Origin of the sequence: Lederbergia lenta NBRC 16444 (genome assembly GCF_001591545.1) — a bacterium.
Lineage (GTDB): Bacteria > Bacillota > Bacilli > Bacillales > Bacillaceae_C > Lederbergia > Lederbergia lenta.
On the sequence record NZ_BCVC01000002.1, the window covers coordinates 440,379 to 458,192 of the forward strand.

The following is a 17,814-nucleotide window of genomic DNA, read 5'->3' on the forward strand; positions in this document are numbered from 1 at the left end:
GCAAGAAGTAGGTGAATAAGGTGATTTATATTGGTGTAACTGGCTGGGGTGACCATGATACACTTTATAAGCATGGGGTTACGGCTCGTGATAAGTTACAAGAATATGGAGCACATTTCCCTACCGTTGAAGTTGACACATCCTTCTATGCCATTCAATCTGAAAAAAATGTAGTAAAATGGGTGAAAGATACACCAACGGAGTTTCACTTTGTAATAAAGGCTTATCAAGGGATGACAGGACATCAGCGGGGGGATATTCCTTATTCTACAAAGGAAGAAATGTTCCTAGCGTTTAATCAATCGCTAGATCCATATATCGAGAGTGAAAAGTTAGCAATGGTGCTGTTTCAATTTCCACCGTGGTTTGATTGTACAAAAGAAAATGTAGCATATTTACGGTATTGCCGAGAGAAGATGGGCGATATTCCGCTCGCTTTAGAATTTCGTAACCAGACATGGTTTTATCCTCAGTACAGAGCAAGCACCTTAAGATTTATGGAGGAAGAAAACTGGATTCATAGTATTTGTGATGAGCCACAGGCAGGGATGGGTTCAGTTCCAACAGTATTAACTCCCACAAATAAGGAAAAAACGCTTGTCCGCTTGCACGGACGTAATACAGCGGCATGGATGAAGCCTAATGGTAAAAATTGGCGTGAAGTTCGCTATTTATATCGGTATAATAAGGTAGAACTTCTTGAATGGAAAGATAATTTATTAAAATTGCAAATGGAAACAAAAGATATATTTGTTATGTTTAATAATAACTCTGGCGGAGATGCCGCCGATAATGCAAAACAATTGATTGAGTTGTTGAATATAGAATATAAAGGACTTGCTGCAAAACAATTAGGTTTATTTTAAATAAGCGTGTGGAAGGGCGAACTTAATTTGCCCTTATTGATAGGAAGTGTCTAAGTGAGTGTAAAGGAAACGATCCATATTTATCATACGAATGACTATCATAGCCATTTTGAAAATTGGCCAAGAGTAGCTCAGTTTTTAAAAGAGAGAAAAGCGTATCATGAAGCTATGAAGGAAGATGTATTTATTTTTGATATTGGAGATTTTGTAGATCGCTGGCATCCTTTTACAGAATCGACGATGGGAAAAGGTAATATTGCTTTGTTAAATGATGTTGGCTACACAGCTGTGACAATTGGTAATAATGAAGGCATAACACTGCCGCATAATGGCTTGGACGAATTATATACTGATGCAAACTTTGATGTGATTGTAGCGAATTTGTATTACCCAAATAGGAAAAGACCAAGATGGGCTTTACCGCATCAAATATATGAAACAAAGCAAGGAACAAAAATCGGAGTTATCGCGGTAACTGCATATTATAAGAAATTATATGAACTGCTCGGATGGGATTTATCTGAACCACTGACAGAGTTGGAAATACAGATAAACAGACTGAAAGACAAAACAGATATGATCATATTATTGTCGCATTTAGGTATCTATGATGACGAAAAAATTGCGGGACTTTATCCAAACATCGATTTAATATTAGGTGGGCATACACATCATATTTTACATACGGGCAAACAAGTAAATCGTACAACACTTGCAGCAGCGGGAAAGTATGGTCAATATGCAGGCTATGTCAAGGCAATAAAAAAGCAAGATATGAAAGTGGAAATGGATGCATCTCTCATGGAGACGATCAAGCTGCCATCTGTTTGTAACGAAGAAAATATAATAAAATCATATGCTGAAATAGGTAAAAAGAAATTAAATAGTGAAGTTACTATTATTCCTGAACCACTTAGTTTCGATTGGTCTTACCCTTCGCAATTACCTCAAATTTTATGTGAAGCGATTCATGAATGGTGTGATGCCGATTGTACATTGATCAATTCAGGTCTTGTTCTTAGACCCTTGCAAAGAGGGAAAGTAACAAAGTATGATCTCCATCAAATGCTTCCACACCCAATCAATCCGTGTACTGTGGAATTAACGGGAGCTGAGCTTAAGGAAATTATACTGCATGCTGAGAGTGATCATTGGCCTGAATTAAAAGTAATAGGACTAGGATTTAGAGGAGAGGTAATGGGAAAGTTTATTTATCGTGGTATTGAAATAAATCGTAGTAAGTTAGATGCGACGATTGCTGGAAAGTCACTAGAACCTGATAAGATCTATAAGCTAGGAACGATAGATATGTTTACATTCGGAAAGTTTTTTCCGGAAATCCAACGATCTGAAAGAAAAGAATATTATATGCCCGAATTTCTTCGGGATGTAATGGAGTGGAAATTGAAAAAACTTTATGGCCCTCAACAGTAAACTATTGTTTCCAATATTCATACATATGAGTATTGGAAGGAGTGAATAAGATGGTTTCCGTTGTACCAATTAACATTGGTGGTTTTACTTTTATTGCAACCTCTGTAAGCCTGCCTAAAACAACTTTGCTAACAGTTTCTAATGACAAAGGATATATTATGTGCGGTGCGCTAGATGTCGCATTGCTCAATCAACATCTTGCCGATCGACAAATTATTGCCGGTAGAGCATTAGGTGTTAGGACGATCGACCAATTATTAGAAGCTCCGTTAGAGTCTATAACAAAAGCAGCCGAACAATTAGGAATAGAGGTAGGAATGAAAGGAAAAGATGCCTTGCTTAAAATGATAGATTAATTATATAATTCACAGCGCTAAAACCCTCCTTATAAGCATATATTAGTTGATAAGGGGGGATTTTATTGGCTGCATTTCGCGCTCGAAGGATACGGCGCGGGCCTTTGCCGTTCCGTTATGTCGTATTGCTATCATTGGTCTTTTTTATATTCTCAACAGCCGCGGGGCTGTGGATCGTAAATAGAGGTATTAAGCCGACATTGGTCAGTTTTGCCGAATCACAGACTAGAAAAATTGCCCCAATGGTCATAAATAATGCTGTAAAAGAAGTTGTTCCTAATGTAAAAGATATTGACGAAGTTACGAAAACAGTACCAAACGGTGCAGGAGGAACCACAACAGATTTTAATACTGTGATTATTTCTCGGATTATGTCAGATATTGCAACGCTTGTTCAAGCTAACTTGAAGGAAGCAGAGAACGATAATTTACACAAGTTAGAATCTCAGGCGGATATAGAGATTGATATGGAAAAAACTAAAGAAGATGAGGGAATTGTTTACTCTGTGCCACTCGGGCAGGCTACGAATAATGCATTATTGGGAAATTTGGGTCCACGCATTCCGATACGATTTACGGCTATCGGAGATGTGCAAACGAATATAGAGTATGATGTAGAGCCGTATGGAATTAATAGTGCCTTTTATGTTGTTTCCATTCATATTATCGTAAACGTACAAATTATTATTCCGTTCGAATCAACAATGACGACTGTGGAACAAACAATTCCCATTGCAATTGGAAACCTAGAGGGGACTGTTCCGCAATTTTATAATGGTAATGGTAATACTGGACCATCCATCCAACTGCCAACTAAACCGGAGTGATATTGCTAGTTTTCTGGAAAAATGTTATATTAGAATTATAAATGAATCAAACCTTATCAAGTCGGATGGGGTAGAGGAGCAAAATAAATCAGTAAGCTGTGTAAGGATGACAACTGTGATCATAGCTGAAAGGTTATTTTGCCGAAGCGAGAATGTATGTCAATGCATGATCGTTGGTGTTGCTCTGAATAAGGGTACCACTCTCATATTTGATTATGTACAATGAATCAAAAATGGGGAGCTACAGATCACGATGGAGTACCTGTACATTACAAGAGTAATGGTAGATCTCTATCATTGCTCTTTTTGTGTGTTTAAATCTGTCTGCAGCTCTTCCAAACTATAGGAGGAAAAATGGAGAATTCAATTTTTTCATTACTTCCGCCACTTTTGGCGATAGTAATGGTCATCATAACCAAGCGAGTGTTACTTTCATTGGGGACAGGAATTATCGCCTCTGCATTGCTGTTGGAAAAAGGAAATCCAGTTAATTCAGTTTCCACGTTATGGGAGACGATTAAAGGGATTTTTATTGAAGATGGTAGTTTGAACACATGGAATATTTATATTGTTTTATTTTTATTTGTTTTAGGAGCTATCACTACATTGATTAATATAGTGGGTGGAAGCCGTGCTTTTGGTGAATGGGCGATGACGAGGGTAAAAAGCAGAGCTGGGGCACAAGTATTAGCTGCAGTATTTGGGATTATTATCTTTATCGACGATTATTTTAATGCTTTAGCAGTTGGTCAGGTCGCTCGACCAATAACAGACCGTCACCGTGTATCAAGAGCAAAGCTTGCTTATATTATTGACTCAACTTCGGCACCTGTTTGCGTTGTTGCACCTATTTCAAGCTGGGGTGCATTTATTATTGGAATAATTGGTACAGTCTTTATTACTCATAATATAACTGATATATCCCCATTAACAGCCTTTTTGCAAATGATTCCAATGAATTTATACGTGTGGACATCGTTGGCATTAGTCTTCATCATTGCTATAAGAAATATTGACTTTGGTAGCATGAAAGTGCATGAGGATCGAACAATTGAGACAGGCGTTCCATATGACCCGAACAAAACGATTCCGGGTGAGGTAAAAGATGATTTACCCCATAGTGAAAAAGGTGTTGTTGGAGATTTATTATGGCCGATTGCAGCATTATTTATTGGAACAGTTGGTATCATCTTTTGGAGTGGGTTAAATGAAACAGAGGGCAAAGCATCTATCATGGATATATTCGCTAATGCCGATGTCTCTGCTGCGCTTTTATATGGTGGATTATTTGGTCTAGTTGTAACGATCGCTTTATTTTTCCGTCAACAAATGAAACATAAATCATTAGAGTCAAAATATATTATTACTGGTTTAAAGGTAGGAATTCAATCAATGATGCCTGCTGTGCTTATTTTACTTTTTGCTTGGGCTATAAGTGCTCTTATTGATGATTTAGGGACAGGGGTATATTTGGCAAGCTTAGTAGAAAAATCTCAGTTAGATCCAATGTTTCTGCCTGTTGTATTGTTTTTCGGTGCGGGGATAATGGCCTTTTCTACTGGTACATCTTGGGGAGCCTTTGGTATTTTATTGCCAATTGCAGGGCAAATAATTGCTGTTACTGATATTTCATTATTATTGCCTGCAATGGCCGCTGTATTAGCTGGTTCTGTATTTGGTGACCATTGCTCACCAATATCAGATACAACGATTTTGTCATCGACAGGTGCGGGTTGTAATCATATGGACCATGTACTGACACAGCTTCCGTATGCTATAACGGCGGGAATTATTTCAGGGGTCGGTTATATTGTTCTTGGTATGACGGACAATACGCTTTTAGGCTTACTAACGATTATTTTGCTCTTAGTTATTTTCACCTTGATTATGGAAAACAAAAAAAAGAAGAAACTAAAATTAAATAGTAAATTATCGGCAAAATAAACACTCGACTAGAGGAAGAAGGCATCTACTAGTCGAGGATAACACGATTTAATGATAAAAAAAGAAGGAGTATCCAAAGTCAACTACTGTGACATCTGGACAGCTCCTTTTTATTTTTTACTATTTCTTTCCCAGTTTTTTAAATGAGGAAAAGGATCAAAGGACCATTCATTTTTTCCACTGTCCTTATACATACCAAAATGAAGATGCGGTGGGAATTTTCCAGATGTACCAGGAGGGCCGTAGCCTGAGCTACCAACGCTTCCAACGACAGTTCCTGGTTCAACTATATCTCCAACGTTAATATCCTTAGCAAAGCCATTTAAATGAGCATAGTAGTGGTACGTATTATTTATATCACGGATACCAATACGCCAACCACCAAATTTATTCCAACCTTTCAATTCAACGACTCCATATGCGACTGCATAAACGGGCGTTCCATAACTAGCAAATATATCTGTGCCTTCGTGAGATCTTCTACCACCCCAGCCCCTTCCTGCCCCCCATGTACTATTGTAGGAATAGTGATGTGACTTGGGGATGGGGAATGCTTTCTCTATTAAATCAATTCGGTTATATTTCCGAAACAATTTAACATTTGTCATGATCGCGTTCACGCTTTTATCACGTTGATAATAATTCCACAATGCGATCCGGAAAGAATGATCATTCACTCCATATTGAGAAATGTATGAAGCGACTGCAAAGAGCAAATCTTCATCGTTATCTTTATCAGCTTTCCCATCGCCGTTTCCATCCACTCCTATACCACCAAATATCCCGATGGAGAGGGGGTTTTTGTCTTTTGGATTTGGGTTTGTATAACCAGCCCATTTTTCCTGGGTTATATAGTACCCTGTTATCCCATCTGGTTTTGGCAAATCATTGCGAACATGCCGAATGCTTCTTTCAAATTGATCGATAGCTGCAATGTAATACCAAGGAACTTGTGTGCTAGCCTCAGTTTTTTGATATAGAATCATCCTATGTTCTAATATTTCAGCATCTGTTAATGGGGCAGCGTTAACTTGCCATGGGAGTAAAAATAGGATTAGGGTAAGCAGTAACTTGCGCACAAGAAATTCACCTCTTTTCAGAAAATCTTATTGAAAGGATGCCTGGCCATTAATAGAAATCGATGGCCAAGCTAAACTGTCATTTATTATTTAACGAATTAGCGGCGATTTTCTTTTTGATTTTGCTGATGATAATTTGTTTTTTCTAAGTTTTGATTCACTTGGTCGAAAGATTCACCATTCGCATTTTCTTCCTCATTTAAATTTTTACCTTGTGGAGAGCGTTCAAGCATTAATTTTACTGTTTTCTTTACCGTTCGATCTTTGTCATTAGTGACAGCAGTCATAGATGCGATATTTTTGACATCTTGTTTCAATGCTGGATCATCTGTTAAATATACATGATACCAGCGGGGTACTATTGCTATTGCCGTTTGTTTCACTTGATCCGCTGTTTCAAAACGGGCTTTCTCTTCATCATCACTCACTTCGTAAGCGATTAATACTTCTTGATCTGTGACAAGAACGCTAATATCTTTGACATTTGGTAAACTGACTGCAATTTTACTTATTTTATCTGCTGTTTCTTCCTTATCTATTGTTTGGATGGGTACTCTTTTGTTATTTTGGTTTGGAGAAGTTGTTTTCACTTGGCGAACAAACCCGAATTGATCATTATCAACTTGTTTGTTTCGTTCCCCTACATCCAGCGTATTGGTTCCAAGATCACTTTTATCATAATTTGTTGTACCGCATGCAGCTAATGATGCTACAATCAAACATAATATAACTATCCAACTTTTTTTCATGGATGGCACCTCCCTCTTTACATAGGGTGCACAAGAAAATGAATTATCTACTTAGAAAATGTTGGTTGATAGGCTATAATTTATATTAAATAAAATGTGTGGAGAAGTAGGTGAAAATGATGATGATAAATAATCAGCAATATGAGTTAATTGATGAATTTCGCGATGGATATAATGAGGAAGCGATTCGTGAACGGTATAGTGATATTTTAGCGAAATATGATTATATTGTTGGTGATTGGGGATATGGACAACTGCGTTTAAAAGGCTTTTTTTCGGATCAAAATCAAAAAGCCTCATTTGACACAAAAATAGGTACGCTCACTGAATATTTGTATGAATACTGTAATTTTGGATGTGCTTATTTCGTATTAAAGAAAATAGAAAATTAAGAGATGAGCATGGATGGGATTTTATTCGCCAACCATGCTTTTCCTTTGTTTGAAAATGAGGGTAGGGTTTGCGCTTATTCATCAACTATCTTCGTATGGTGGTTCCGTTTCTGCATCTGGATTATCGTGTGTGGGATGCGCTCCAGGAAAGTTTCGAGTTTTATTTTCATGCATGGACTTAAATTCATAGTTAAAAGCACTATATGAACGCTGTCCCTCTTTCCATGGAGTAGATTTATTTTTTACTGGTGTGTTTTCGCCCCTTGGTGCCCCATATCCACCTTCAGGCAAATCTTCAGGTATAATGTAATTTTTTTGTGTTTCCACGTTAGACATATCTGTGTAAGTGGGATCTGTTTTATTATGATTATTTTTCATTTGTAGAACCACCTTTTTATGTTTATATAAAAATTTCAATTTGAACAAGAGGAAGTCTTAAGGGTAATTTGCCCTATTTAGACTAATAACATCCGGAAAATGCGCAAATAGACCAAATAGCTTTTGATTTGGTAAGATAGAAGAGAGAGATACAAAATGGAGGTAAGTTCAGATGTATTTTATTGATCGCGATAAAATGGAAGAAACTTTAATTTTTATGGAAAAACAAATGAAGCTAATTAACAATAATAAAACATGGGATTCTGAATTGGAAAAATCAGCGCTTGAGCGTTTAGCTACGACGGTAATAGAAGCGATTCTTGACACCGGGAATGCCATGATTGACGGTTTTATTATGCGTGACCCCGGTAGTTATGAAGATATTGTTGATATTTTGATGGATGAAAAAGTGATAAATGCGGAAATGGAAGCTGCATTGAAATCAATAATTTCTTTTAGAAAAATGCTTGTGCAACAATATACTAATATAGAACATGAAGCTTTATTACATCTGCTACAAGATAAAATGAATGTGCTTGAGCAATTTCCTACCTTCATTCGTAAGTATTTAGCGACGGAGCTGGGCCCAGTATCTGCATTTAAAAATTAGGGGATCCTAAAACGAAGACGTTTCCACCAAGCTTCATATTTTTAGGGGGATAATATTGAAAAAGTATAAAGGATATTTAATTGATTTAGATGGAACGATGTATCGAGGAACAGAAGGAATCAAAGCGGCAATCGATTTTGTACATAAGCTTAAAACGAATGGTATACCATATTTGTATGTGACAAATAACTCATCAAAAACAGCGAAACAAGTTGCTGATCATTTAAACGGGTTTGGAATAAAGGCTACTGCTGAAGAAGTATTTACAACAGCAATGGCTACAGCAAATTATATTTCGAAAAATCTTCCTAACGCTCGCGTTTTTATGATTGGTGAAGAAGGCCTAAGGCAAGCTATGCTTGAAAAAAGTTTATTGATAACTGACAATCAGCCAAATGTAGTTGTCGTTGGAATTGACAGAGAAATTAACTATGAGAAATTAGCAAAGGCATGTCTGGCAGTGAGGGAAGGGGCTACATTTATCTCAACGAATGGAGATATCGCTTTGCCAACGGAAAGAGGGTTGATGCCGGGTAATGGTGCTATCACATCTGTTATTTCAGTATCTACACAAATTGCACCTATTTTTATAGGTAAACCGCATTCGATTATTATGGAACAGGCACTTGAACAAATAGGAACCCTTAAGAAAGATACATTAATGGTTGGCGACAATTATGATACGGATATTTTAGCGGGAATCAAGTCAGGTATAGATACATTACTCGTCCATACTGGAGTAACGATGGAAGAACACTTGAAGGAAAAAGATATTCTACCGACATACGCGCTCCACTCACTAGAAGATTGGTGCATATAAAATTGCATGTTTAGAAAAACGAGGTCAATGCTTCTAAAGGTACTTAGACCTTTAGAAGCGCTCGACTTAAGTGAACCGTTTTAGGAAATTTTTTTCAAACTTCACCTTTTGAACTATGGGCCAATCTGCTTGAAGCTGCGGCAGCGATGGCTCCCACAATATCATCAAGAAATGTATGGCATTTACCAGTTGAATGATCATTGAGACGTTCCAAAATTCCTGGTTTTTGCTTATCTATATACCCATAGTTCGTAAAGCCAATGGAACCATATACATTCACAATCGAGAAGGCTAAAATTTCATCTACCCCATATAAGCTTTCATCGCTTTCTATGATCGACTGTAGTGGCTCCTCAAGTTTTCCACTTTCCGCTAATAAGTCTAACTGAATTCCAGTTAAAATGGCATTTTGCACTTCTCTTTTTTGCAACACGCGTTCAATATTATATATGCAATCTTCCATCGTTAAATCGGGATGATACTTTTTTTGTAAATACATAACGAGCTCGCCAATATCTTCAATTAATACGCCGCGTTCTTTTAACCAACGTCTTGCTGTTTCTTCTGCTACGCTAACTACTCGTTCGTTGTCCATTTTTTCACCCTTCTCTACATAATTACTTTGACATAGGCAATTATCCCTTTTTGGAATTTAATAATGCTCATGATCAACTCTCTAACTTCATACATATTACTGAGTGGGAGGGATAAACATGTCAATGGAAATATTGGAAAAATACTATGAAATCAAACCAGAATCATCCATCCAAGATGGAAATATTACTCGCTATATGAAGAATGATTCAATATATACTATTGTCCCTGTTACACATGTGGAACAGGAGACGTTAATTGAATTATATGAGATATCGGAACATATGGCAAAGTATCAAGATAAAAAAGTTTCTCGTTTTGTTGCTCAAGCAGAAGGGAAATTTTTAATTACACATGAAGAACAAGATTATGTATTATTGAAAAATACAAAACGCAAATCAGGATCTCAAAAAAATGTTGGAAGAATGCTTGCGAAATTCCATGAAAGAGGAAAAGAAATACAAATACAGATATCATCTATAAACAGGATTGGCCAATGGAAAGAGTATTGGATAACAAGATTGGAGCAATTGGAAAGAGCTTGGCATGCTGCGGTGCAAGAAAAGCCAGAAGAAGAGTTCGAAAAACTTTTTATTGAATCTTTTCCTTATTATCTTGGTCTTTGTGAAAATGCAATACAATACGTGACTGACACTGAGATGGATATAGTTCCGCAATACTCTGATCGTGGAACTATTTGCCATGAGCGCTTCCACGACAACCTATGGAAAGAATCGCTTGAAATTAGAAATCCGTTTGACTGGGTATTTGATCATTGTGGTAGGGATATTGCTGAGTGGGTTAGAGGTTGCTATTTTCGTCAACCTAGATCATTTCAACCGGAGATGATACATTTTTTACAAGGCTATCAGTCGATTATAACAATCACAGAATTTTCTTGGCGTCTTATATATGCGCGTCTTTTGTTTCCACTTCATTATTTTTCTTGTATTGAAGAATACTATTCCGCTGAGACTCAGTCAAAACAGAAACATTTAGAGGAGAAAATGCGGCGATATATTCGAGATTCCGGGGAATACGAACTATTCCTCAAGCACTTTTACAAAATCGCCGGAGCCGACACAAAAAGAATCCCTATAATAGATTGGATATAGAAAAGCGGAACGCGCTCGTTTAGCGGCGTTCATATACGTCCACAGGACGTGGAGATTTTAGTCGAGGAACCTCGCAGTGAAGCGGGATTTCAACGTATAAAAAAAGCGATCCAAAACTGGATCGCGATTAACTTTCATTAAAATACTTGTTCTACTTCGACAATGCCAGGGACTTCCTCAACTAGTGCACGCTCGATTCCAGCTTTTAGCGTTATCGTTGAGCTAGGGCATGTTCCGCAAGCTCCAAGTAGACGTAGCTTTACGATACCCTCATCTACATCAACTAGTTCGCAGTCTCCACCATCACGAAGCAGGAAGGGGCGCAATTTATCTAATACTACTTGAACTTGATCAGTAATTGTTGCTTCTTCATACATTGATATCGACTCCTTTCCATATCACCATTATAAACAGTATTAGGGAAAAAATCTATATATCAAGCACTTGTTCATAAATTGTGTGAATAAGATTTGATCAAAAAGAAAATTTAGCATAGAAAACCAGGTGAATAAAGTAAATCGATAAATATGTTATTTTTATACATGTACAATGTTTTGTATCACTTGTTGAACAGCTTGTTGACCGATTTCCTCCCACTTATTCTTGTCTCTTATGTATCCGTCAGTATCAAGTGGCTCTTGAAACTGACTTAAGCCTGTCGCGCTTAGTAAAGCTCCTTCATCTCTATCTAAGCCTGTATTTACTACATGTTTTATAATATAAGGCGTCTGAAATTCCACAAGAGTATTATATTCATCTAACATACCTTTGTATACTAAGAAAGGGATTCTAAGATAAATTGTTTCTCCACCTTCACGCCATAAAATAGAATCAAAATTTCCTCTATCATAATCCCATCCTCCACCTAAAACATATCCAAGCCCTTGTAAATGGTCACGCATTTGGCCAAAGCAAGCCTTTTTACCTTCAATATCTGTTTGTAACTTCAGAATAATAATCACTCCCTATTAAAATATAGATAATGATTATTATTAACTAAAAGTACCGTTTAAATACTTGAGTACCACTCAAAATATTCTTTTAAGATCATAATAATGAGTAAGAGAATTACTTCCATCCCCAACAATTCCGCAACAAAAAATCCGCAACTTTATGAAAAAAGTGCGGATCAGAGATTCTAAGAAGTTCTTCAAACCTTATTAAGTCAAACATTATCTGACTGATTGCGAAAGGGAGCGAAACCTCATCCCTTATGATATTTATACATCCATAGCACGCCTGATTTAAGAATTCGAGCAATTCGACCAGTGATAGCCCGCTCATTCATTAATCCAAACCCTTGTTTTTTACCGAGTGAACCGAGAACACCTTTCAGCTTTATCGACGGAAGTGCTTCTGGTAGTTCTTTTCCGCTCCAACGCTTTTGCATCATTTGTACGATTTGTTCGGCTTGTCCTTCAGCTAGTTGTGCACTTGGCGCATATGGGAGGCTAGCACAATCGCCAACAACATATACATCTTCATGTTCGGGGATGTTATGATGTGGGGTTAACACAACTCTTCCTTGGCGATCTTTTTCAACATCCAAATCTCTAATTAGTTTATTCGGCTGGATACCAGCTGTCCAAACGACAACATCTGTTGTAACAGCTTCATCATGATTATAAATGATGCCGGTTTCAACCTTTGTTATATTGGCTTCATTAATTACGTCGACACCATTCGTATTAAACCAATTTTGTACATATCGACTAATTCTTTCAGGAAAAGACGATAGGATAGTTTTACCACGATCAAATAATTTAATAGTTAAGTCTGGTCGACTTTCACGAAGCTCACTAGCAAGCTCTATACCACTTAAACCACCGCCGACAATACTAACTACAGATTTAGCTGGCAAGTTATTTAATGTTTGATAAGTATCACGAGCTTTTCCTATTGTTTGGATGCTATGAGAATATTCCTCGGCACCTGGTACATTATGAAATTTATCTTCGCAGCCTAACCCAATAATTAATTGATCAAAATCAATTTGATCCTCATTTGTGAAATGGATCAGTTTATTTTCTAAATCAATGTTTGCGATTTCACCATATCTCATACTTAAATTTGGATCATCAGGAAAAGCCACACGCACATCTTGATCTGAGACAGTTCCAGCAGCGAGCGCATAATATTCTGTTTTTAGACAGTGATATGGAACTCGATCGACAAGTGTAATTGATACATCCTCTGGTAGATGATTGGGTAATAACTCACGTAAAACACGCATATTACCGTAACCTCCACCGAGCAAAACTAACTTTTTCATGCAAATATCCCCTTTTGCGTCTACTTGAAGAATACTTAGAGAGAAAATATTATAGAAAAAACATAAATTATTTATATCCACGTAAAAGTATAGCTGATTCCCTCATTATATACAACCGCCCTTACGTGTCTCATTTACAAAAATGAACTCAGTTTTATTGACTATTTAAGATCAAACGGGTAGGATTATGTTGTTAATGAGGTGATGCAGATGAATCCAATCATTGAATTTTGTATAAGTAACTTGGGAAGCGGTGGATATGAAGCTTTACAGGTACTTGAAGAAGATCCTGATCTAGATATTGTAGAATATGGCTGCCTAGACCATTGTGGGTTATGCGGGGAAACTTTATATGCCCTTGTTAACGGCGATGTGGTCACTGGTGATACACCCGATGGATTAGTTAAAGCCATATATCAATATATTGAAGAAAATCCTATGTTTTAAGATACCGAATGTAAAGAATCTCGGATAAATAAAGCAAAAAGGTTAACTGAAGAAGTCAGTTAACCTTTTTGCTTTAAACATGTAAGTTATACTGCTATTAGCAGTATGCTGCAAGGACGGGTGTGAAGAAAGACTCGAACTGTTGTTATATCACGTTATATAACGTATAATATAAAAGAATATACAATCAGAAAAAGCTCTGATGAAAGGAGTGCATACGATGAGTACGATCATTACGCTAACAGAAGCAGCAGCTTTGCAAATTAAAGATATGATGAAACAAAACGGAGAAGATGATGCTTATTTTCGTTTTTCTATCAACGGAGGCGGTTGTAGCGGATTATCCTACGGTATGAGTTTAGACCAAGAAAAAAATGATAATGATCAATACTTTGAGCAATACGGTGTACCTATTATCATAGACGATGAAAGCGCCCCGATTCTAGTTGGAACTGTTATCGATTATAAACAGTCTTTAATGGGCGGCGGTTTTACGATTGAAAATCCAAATGCTCTTGTATCCTGTGGATGTGGTTCATCATTTAGAACACCGAAAGTAGAAGGAACACCTGAAAAGTGTTAAATATACGGACCAGAGCGAAAGTGCTCTGGTCTTTTTTTACTCATTATATAGAAAAAGAACAGCGGATCATGCGCTGTTCTTTTTCATTACTGTTCAAATAAAGAAGTACTATGCATTGGTTGTAGACGAGCCTTAGGATCAAGATAGGCTTTTGCGTTACTTACTGCTGTAGGTGCCTCACCAAACCCTGTTGCGATTAACTTAATTTTACCATCATAAGTAGTAATATCACCTGCTGCATAAATACCCGGGATATTCGTCTCCATTCGGCTATTTACAACGATTGAATTTCTTTCAATTTCTAATCCCCAATTTTTAATTGGCCCTAGAGCGGAAACGAATCCGTAGTTAACAATAAGTGAATCGAGATCTATCGCTTCTTTCGTTTCACCTTTTACTTCTTGGAGAATCAATTGCTCAATTGATTCATCGTTACAAACAATGTCGCATGCGGTAAATGGTGTTTTTACTTCTACAGTCGAATTTTTCAACTGAACAACACTACTTTCATGAGCACGGAATTTATCTCTACGATGAATGAGTGTTACTTTTTCTGCAATAGGTTCAAGCATAAGTGCCCAGTCAACTGCAGAATCTCCACCTCCAAGCACAGCAACTTTTTGGCCAGCAAATTTGTTCATGTCATCAATAAAATAGTGGAGATTAACACCTTCATATTTATCAGCTAACTCGAGATCTAGACGACGAGGTTGAAAAGCACCAACCCCAGCTGTAATAATAATTGTTTTACTGTAATGAATTTCTTGGTTAGTCGTTAATTTAAAAGTACCATCTTCCATTTTTTCCACATCTTCTACTGCTTGTCCTAAGCAAACGGTTGGAGAAAACATATCCAACTGTTCCTTTAAGTTATTCACTAAGTCCTGCGCCTTCACTTTAGGAAAGCCAGCAACATCATATATATATTTTTCAGGATAGAGTGTTGCAAGTTGTCCGCCAAGTTGTGGAAGGCTTTCAATAATTTTAACACTAGCGTTTCTTAAGCCTCCGTAAAAAGCAGTAAACATACCTGCAGGTCCTCCACCCAAAACTGTAATATCGTATACTTTTTGATCTTCTTGCAAAGGTAACCCCTCCTGATAATTTAAAAATACATCTTTTTTTATATTATCACATACGTATGCTAATGACATTATCTGTGACCTGAATTAAAAATATCCTCCGAAAATTCTACAAAAAGCGCCAATATTGATTCTGAATTATTTAAAATTTATTTTTTCCATTAATACGCTTGAAATAGATGAATAAAAGCCATATGATGTAAGTGGGATAAATCTTATATATGACATATTTCTAGTTTTTTATTATTGTACGTGAAGAGAATCACATTGAAATTATCCAATTAGCTATGTGTGAACTTTTATCGTATAATCTCACATAATTATGAAGCAAAGGTGGCAGTGTTTATTATGAAAAGGCCGAAAATTGTTGTATTGGGCGCTGGTTATGGCGGATTGATGACAGTAACTCGCTTGCAAAAACAGCTTAGCAATAATGAAGCTGATATTGTATTAGTAAATAAAAATGATTATCATTATGAAACTACTTGGTTACATGAGGCTTCAGCAGGAACACTTCATCATGATAAAGTACGCTACGATATTTCGTCAGTCATCGATAAAAGTAAAGTAGAATTTATCCAAGCTACCGCTTTGAAAGTGGATCATCAAGCGAAAAAAGTGCAGCTTGATAATGGTGAGCTTTCATACGATTATCTTGTTATCTCACTTGGCGGGGCTTCAGAAACATTTGGTATTCAAGGACTTGACAAGTATGCATTTTCAATTAGTAACGTGAATGCTGCACGTCAAATTCGTGAACATATTGAATATCAATTCGCGACTTATAAAGTAGAAGCTGAAAAAAAATCAGAACGCTTGACAATTGTTGTTGGCGGCGCTGGATTTACAGGTATTGAATTTTTAGGCGAACTTGGAAATAGAATTCCACAGCTTTGCAAGGAATATGATATTGACCAAAAACTTGTACGAGTTGTTTGTGTCGAAGCTGCACCGTCAGCTCTCCCAGGATTTGATCCAGAGCTTGTTAAGTATGCGATGGCAAACTTGGAGAAAAAAGGTATTGAATTTATGATTGGCACAGCAATCAAAGAAGCGACTCCTGAAGGTATCATTGTTGCGAAAGGTGAAACGGAGACAGAAGAAATTAAAGCGGCGACAGTTGTGTGGGCTGCTGGTGTTCGCGGTAATCCGATTATTGAAGCATCTGAAATTGAAAATATGCGCGGTCGGGTAAAAGTGGAAGCTGATTTACGTGCTCCAGGATTTACAGATCTTTTCGTAATTGGAGATTGCTCGCTTGTGATTAATGAGGCAATTAATCGTCCTTATCCACCAACAGCTCAAATCGCTATGCAACAAGGTGAGCTTGTAGCAGCGAATATTACGAAACTGGTTAAAGGTGATACGAATCTTAACACTTTTGCATTTGATAATAAAGGAACTGTTTGTTCACTTGGTGATGATGATGCGATTGGTGTTGTATTTGGAAAAAAGGTAACAGGAACGAAAGCTTCATTTATGAAAAAGATGGTTGATAATAGAGCTTTATTTATGGTAGGTGGCATTCCACTTACAATGAAAAAAGGTAAATTTAATTTACTTTAAAATGTAAAAAGGGACGGAATCATTCGTGATTCTGTCTTTTTTGCGTTTCTATAACCCGATACTTAATTATTATTTGGATATAGATTTACAGAATCATTTAAATCATTGTGCTTAGCAGTGTTCAAAAATGTCATCAAATTGCCTTGCTCACAGGATTGACGCTACTGAATACATTCAGTAAACTTGGGTATAGTGCTTTTTTTATTGTATATCTTCAGTAAATTTTATAAGTAACTCTACGCATGCGTGCTTTATGATCAAGGAGGAACTACAAATGCAAATGGCTATCCCGGTTATGTTAATCTCGATGCTATTATTTTTCGTTTTGTTTTTTGGAATTGGCTTTATATTAAATATGCTTTTGCGAATGACGTGGATTATGGCGGTTGTTTATCCAATTATTGCTATATTAATTATAGATAGAGTGAAGTTTAGTGAGTATTTTACTAATCCCGGAAATTCTTTTTCTGAATTAGGTGACATTATATCTAAACTTGCTGTAGCTGATATCGCGATCGTTTTAAGTGGGTTTGCAGGTGCTGTTGTTTCTGGAATAACCATGCGAGTACTAAGAGCAAAAGGATATAGAATGTTCTAAAGACTTTCGATCTTGAAGGTCTTTTTTTATTTTTTAAAAACAATGTTGCACATTGGCCAGTGTTCTCCAGAAGTCTAAGTATATTTACTCAGTGGTGAAACA

The 17,814-nt window shown here is 36.8% G+C and carries 20 protein-coding genes, 1 pseudogene and 1 riboswitch; of the genes and pseudogenes, 13 read left to right on the forward strand and 8 right to left on the reverse strand.

Going from position 1 to position 17,814, the window contains the following annotated elements; all coding sequences use genetic code 11:
* Window positions 1–20 precede the first annotated feature (20 nt).
* The 5 genes from BLE01S_RS12025 (at window position 21) to BLE01S_RS12045 (ending at window position 5,427) form a co-directional block, all read left to right on the forward strand.
* Entirely contained in the window at window positions 21–866 is an 846-nt protein-coding gene (locus BLE01S_RS12025) for a DUF72 domain-containing protein (protein WP_066142113.1), read from the forward strand.
* Between the two features lie 54 nt (window positions 867–920).
* Window positions 921–2,300: a bifunctional metallophosphatase/5'-nucleotidase gene (locus BLE01S_RS12030; protein ID WP_066142117.1), complete on the forward strand. Its 1,380-nt coding sequence runs from the start codon at window positions 921–923 to the stop codon at window positions 2,298–2,300.
* A 50-nt stretch (window positions 2,301–2,350) separates the two neighbouring features.
* Window positions 2,351–2,656 (forward strand): YunC family protein, encoded by a 306-nt coding sequence (locus tag BLE01S_RS12035; protein WP_066142120.1) that lies wholly within the window; start codon window positions 2,351–2,353, stop codon window positions 2,654–2,656.
* Between the two features lie 65 nt (window positions 2,657–2,721).
* Entirely contained in the window at window positions 2,722–3,483 is a 762-nt protein-coding gene (yunB, locus tag BLE01S_RS12040) for a sporulation protein YunB (protein WP_066142123.1), read from the forward strand.
* 63 nt (window positions 3,484–3,546) lie between these two features.
* Window positions 3,547–3,735, forward strand: a riboswitch (Lysine riboswitch).
* 102 nt (window positions 3,736–3,837) lie between these two features.
* Window positions 3,838–5,427, forward strand: a complete 1,590-nt coding sequence (locus tag BLE01S_RS12045; RefSeq protein ID WP_066142126.1) for a Na+/H+ antiporter NhaC family protein — start codon at window positions 3,838–3,840, stop codon at window positions 5,425–5,427.
* A 110-nt stretch (window positions 5,428–5,537) separates the two neighbouring features.
* On the opposite strand, the gene BLE01S_RS12050 is transcribed toward BLE01S_RS12045, so the two are convergent.
* Window positions 5,538–6,506, reverse strand: coding sequence for a M23 family metallopeptidase (locus tag BLE01S_RS12050; protein ID WP_197713560.1), 969 nt, complete (start codon window positions 6,504–6,506; stop codon window positions 5,538–5,540).
* Window positions 6,507–6,604: 98 nt separating this feature from the next.
* A complete protein-coding gene (locus tag BLE01S_RS12055; protein ID WP_066142131.1) occupies window positions 6,605–7,255 on the reverse strand; it encodes a YhcN/YlaJ family sporulation lipoprotein in 651 nt (216 codons plus the stop codon).
* Between the two features lie 116 nt (window positions 7,256–7,371).
* On the opposite strand from BLE01S_RS12055, the gene BLE01S_RS12060 reads away from it, so the two are divergent.
* Window positions 7,372–7,647: a YutD family protein gene (locus BLE01S_RS12060; protein WP_066142133.1), complete on the forward strand. Its 276-nt coding sequence runs from the start codon at window positions 7,372–7,374 to the stop codon at window positions 7,645–7,647.
* An 81-nt stretch (window positions 7,648–7,728) separates the two neighbouring features.
* Here the strand turns inward: BLE01S_RS12060 and BLE01S_RS12065 are convergent, their stop codons facing one another.
* On the reverse strand, window positions 7,729–8,025 hold the full coding sequence (locus BLE01S_RS12065; RefSeq protein ID WP_066142136.1) for a cytosolic protein: 297 nt from the start codon (window positions 8,023–8,025) through the stop codon (window positions 7,729–7,731).
* A 172-nt stretch (window positions 8,026–8,197) separates the two neighbouring features.
* Between BLE01S_RS12065 and BLE01S_RS12070 the strand changes: the two genes are divergently transcribed.
* Window positions 8,198–8,635, forward strand: coding sequence for a DUF86 domain-containing protein (locus tag BLE01S_RS12070; RefSeq protein WP_066142138.1), 438 nt, complete (start codon window positions 8,198–8,200; stop codon window positions 8,633–8,635).
* Window positions 8,636–8,690: 55 nt separating this feature from the next.
* On the forward strand, window positions 8,691–9,455 hold the full coding sequence (nucF, locus tag BLE01S_RS12075) for a 5' nucleotidase NucF (RefSeq protein WP_082788713.1): 765 nt from the start codon (window positions 8,691–8,693) through the stop codon (window positions 9,453–9,455).
* A 94-nt stretch (window positions 9,456–9,549) separates the two neighbouring features.
* Here the strand turns inward: nucF and BLE01S_RS12080 are convergent, their stop codons facing one another.
* Window positions 9,550–10,050, reverse strand: coding sequence for a phosphatidylglycerophosphatase A family protein (locus BLE01S_RS12080; protein ID WP_066142143.1), 501 nt, complete (start codon window positions 10,048–10,050; stop codon window positions 9,550–9,552).
* A gap of 118 nt (window positions 10,051–10,168) precedes the next feature.
* Here BLE01S_RS12080 and yutH point away from each other — a divergent pair, with 118 nt between their 5' ends.
* The gene (yutH, locus tag BLE01S_RS12085; RefSeq protein ID WP_066142145.1) at window positions 10,169–11,164 is read left to right on the forward strand and encodes a spore coat putative kinase YutH; all 996 of its coding nucleotides are present in this window, start codon (window positions 10,169–10,171) and stop codon (window positions 11,162–11,164) included.
* A gap of 137 nt (window positions 11,165–11,301) precedes the next feature.
* On the opposite strand, the pseudogene BLE01S_RS12090 reads toward yutH, so the two are convergent.
* The 3 genes and pseudogenes from BLE01S_RS12090 to BLE01S_RS12100 form a co-directional block, all read right to left on the reverse strand.
* A pseudogene (locus BLE01S_RS12090) lies at window positions 11,302–11,561 on the reverse strand (NifU family protein).
* A gap of 139 nt (window positions 11,562–11,700) precedes the next feature.
* On the reverse strand, window positions 11,701–12,117 hold the full coding sequence (locus BLE01S_RS12095; protein WP_066142304.1) for a YugN family protein: 417 nt from the start codon (window positions 12,115–12,117) through the stop codon (window positions 11,701–11,703).
* Between the two features lie 251 nt (window positions 12,118–12,368).
* The gene (locus BLE01S_RS12100; RefSeq protein WP_066142149.1) at window positions 12,369–13,436 is read right to left on the reverse strand and encodes an NAD(P)/FAD-dependent oxidoreductase; all 1,068 of its coding nucleotides are present in this window, start codon (window positions 13,434–13,436) and stop codon (window positions 12,369–12,371) included.
* Between the two features lie 210 nt (window positions 13,437–13,646).
* Between BLE01S_RS12100 and BLE01S_RS12105 the strand changes: the two genes are divergently transcribed.
* Both BLE01S_RS12105 and BLE01S_RS12110 read left to right on the forward strand, forming a co-directional pair.
* A complete protein-coding gene (locus BLE01S_RS12105; RefSeq protein WP_066142150.1) occupies window positions 13,647–13,883 on the forward strand; it encodes a YuzB family protein in 237 nt (78 codons plus the stop codon).
* A 220-nt stretch (window positions 13,884–14,103) separates the two neighbouring features.
* Entirely contained in the window at window positions 14,104–14,466 is a 363-nt protein-coding gene (locus BLE01S_RS12110; RefSeq protein ID WP_066142153.1) for a HesB/IscA family protein, read from the forward strand.
* 86 nt (window positions 14,467–14,552) lie between these two features.
* Here the strand turns inward: BLE01S_RS12110 and BLE01S_RS12115 are convergent, their stop codons facing one another.
* Window positions 14,553–15,551: an NAD(P)/FAD-dependent oxidoreductase gene (locus BLE01S_RS12115; protein WP_066142154.1), complete on the reverse strand. Its 999-nt coding sequence runs from the start codon at window positions 15,549–15,551 to the stop codon at window positions 14,553–14,555.
* Window positions 15,552–15,896: 345 nt separating this feature from the next.
* Between BLE01S_RS12115 and BLE01S_RS12120 the strand changes: the two genes are divergently transcribed.
* Window positions 15,897–17,114, forward strand: a complete 1,218-nt coding sequence (locus BLE01S_RS12120; protein WP_066142157.1) for an NAD(P)/FAD-dependent oxidoreductase — start codon at window positions 15,897–15,899, stop codon at window positions 17,112–17,114.
* A 274-nt stretch (window positions 17,115–17,388) separates the two neighbouring features.
* Window positions 17,389–17,712 (forward strand): YuiB family protein, encoded by a 324-nt coding sequence (locus tag BLE01S_RS12125; RefSeq protein ID WP_066142160.1) that lies wholly within the window; start codon window positions 17,389–17,391, stop codon window positions 17,710–17,712.
* The last annotated feature ends 102 nt before the right edge of the window (window positions 17,713–17,814 follow it).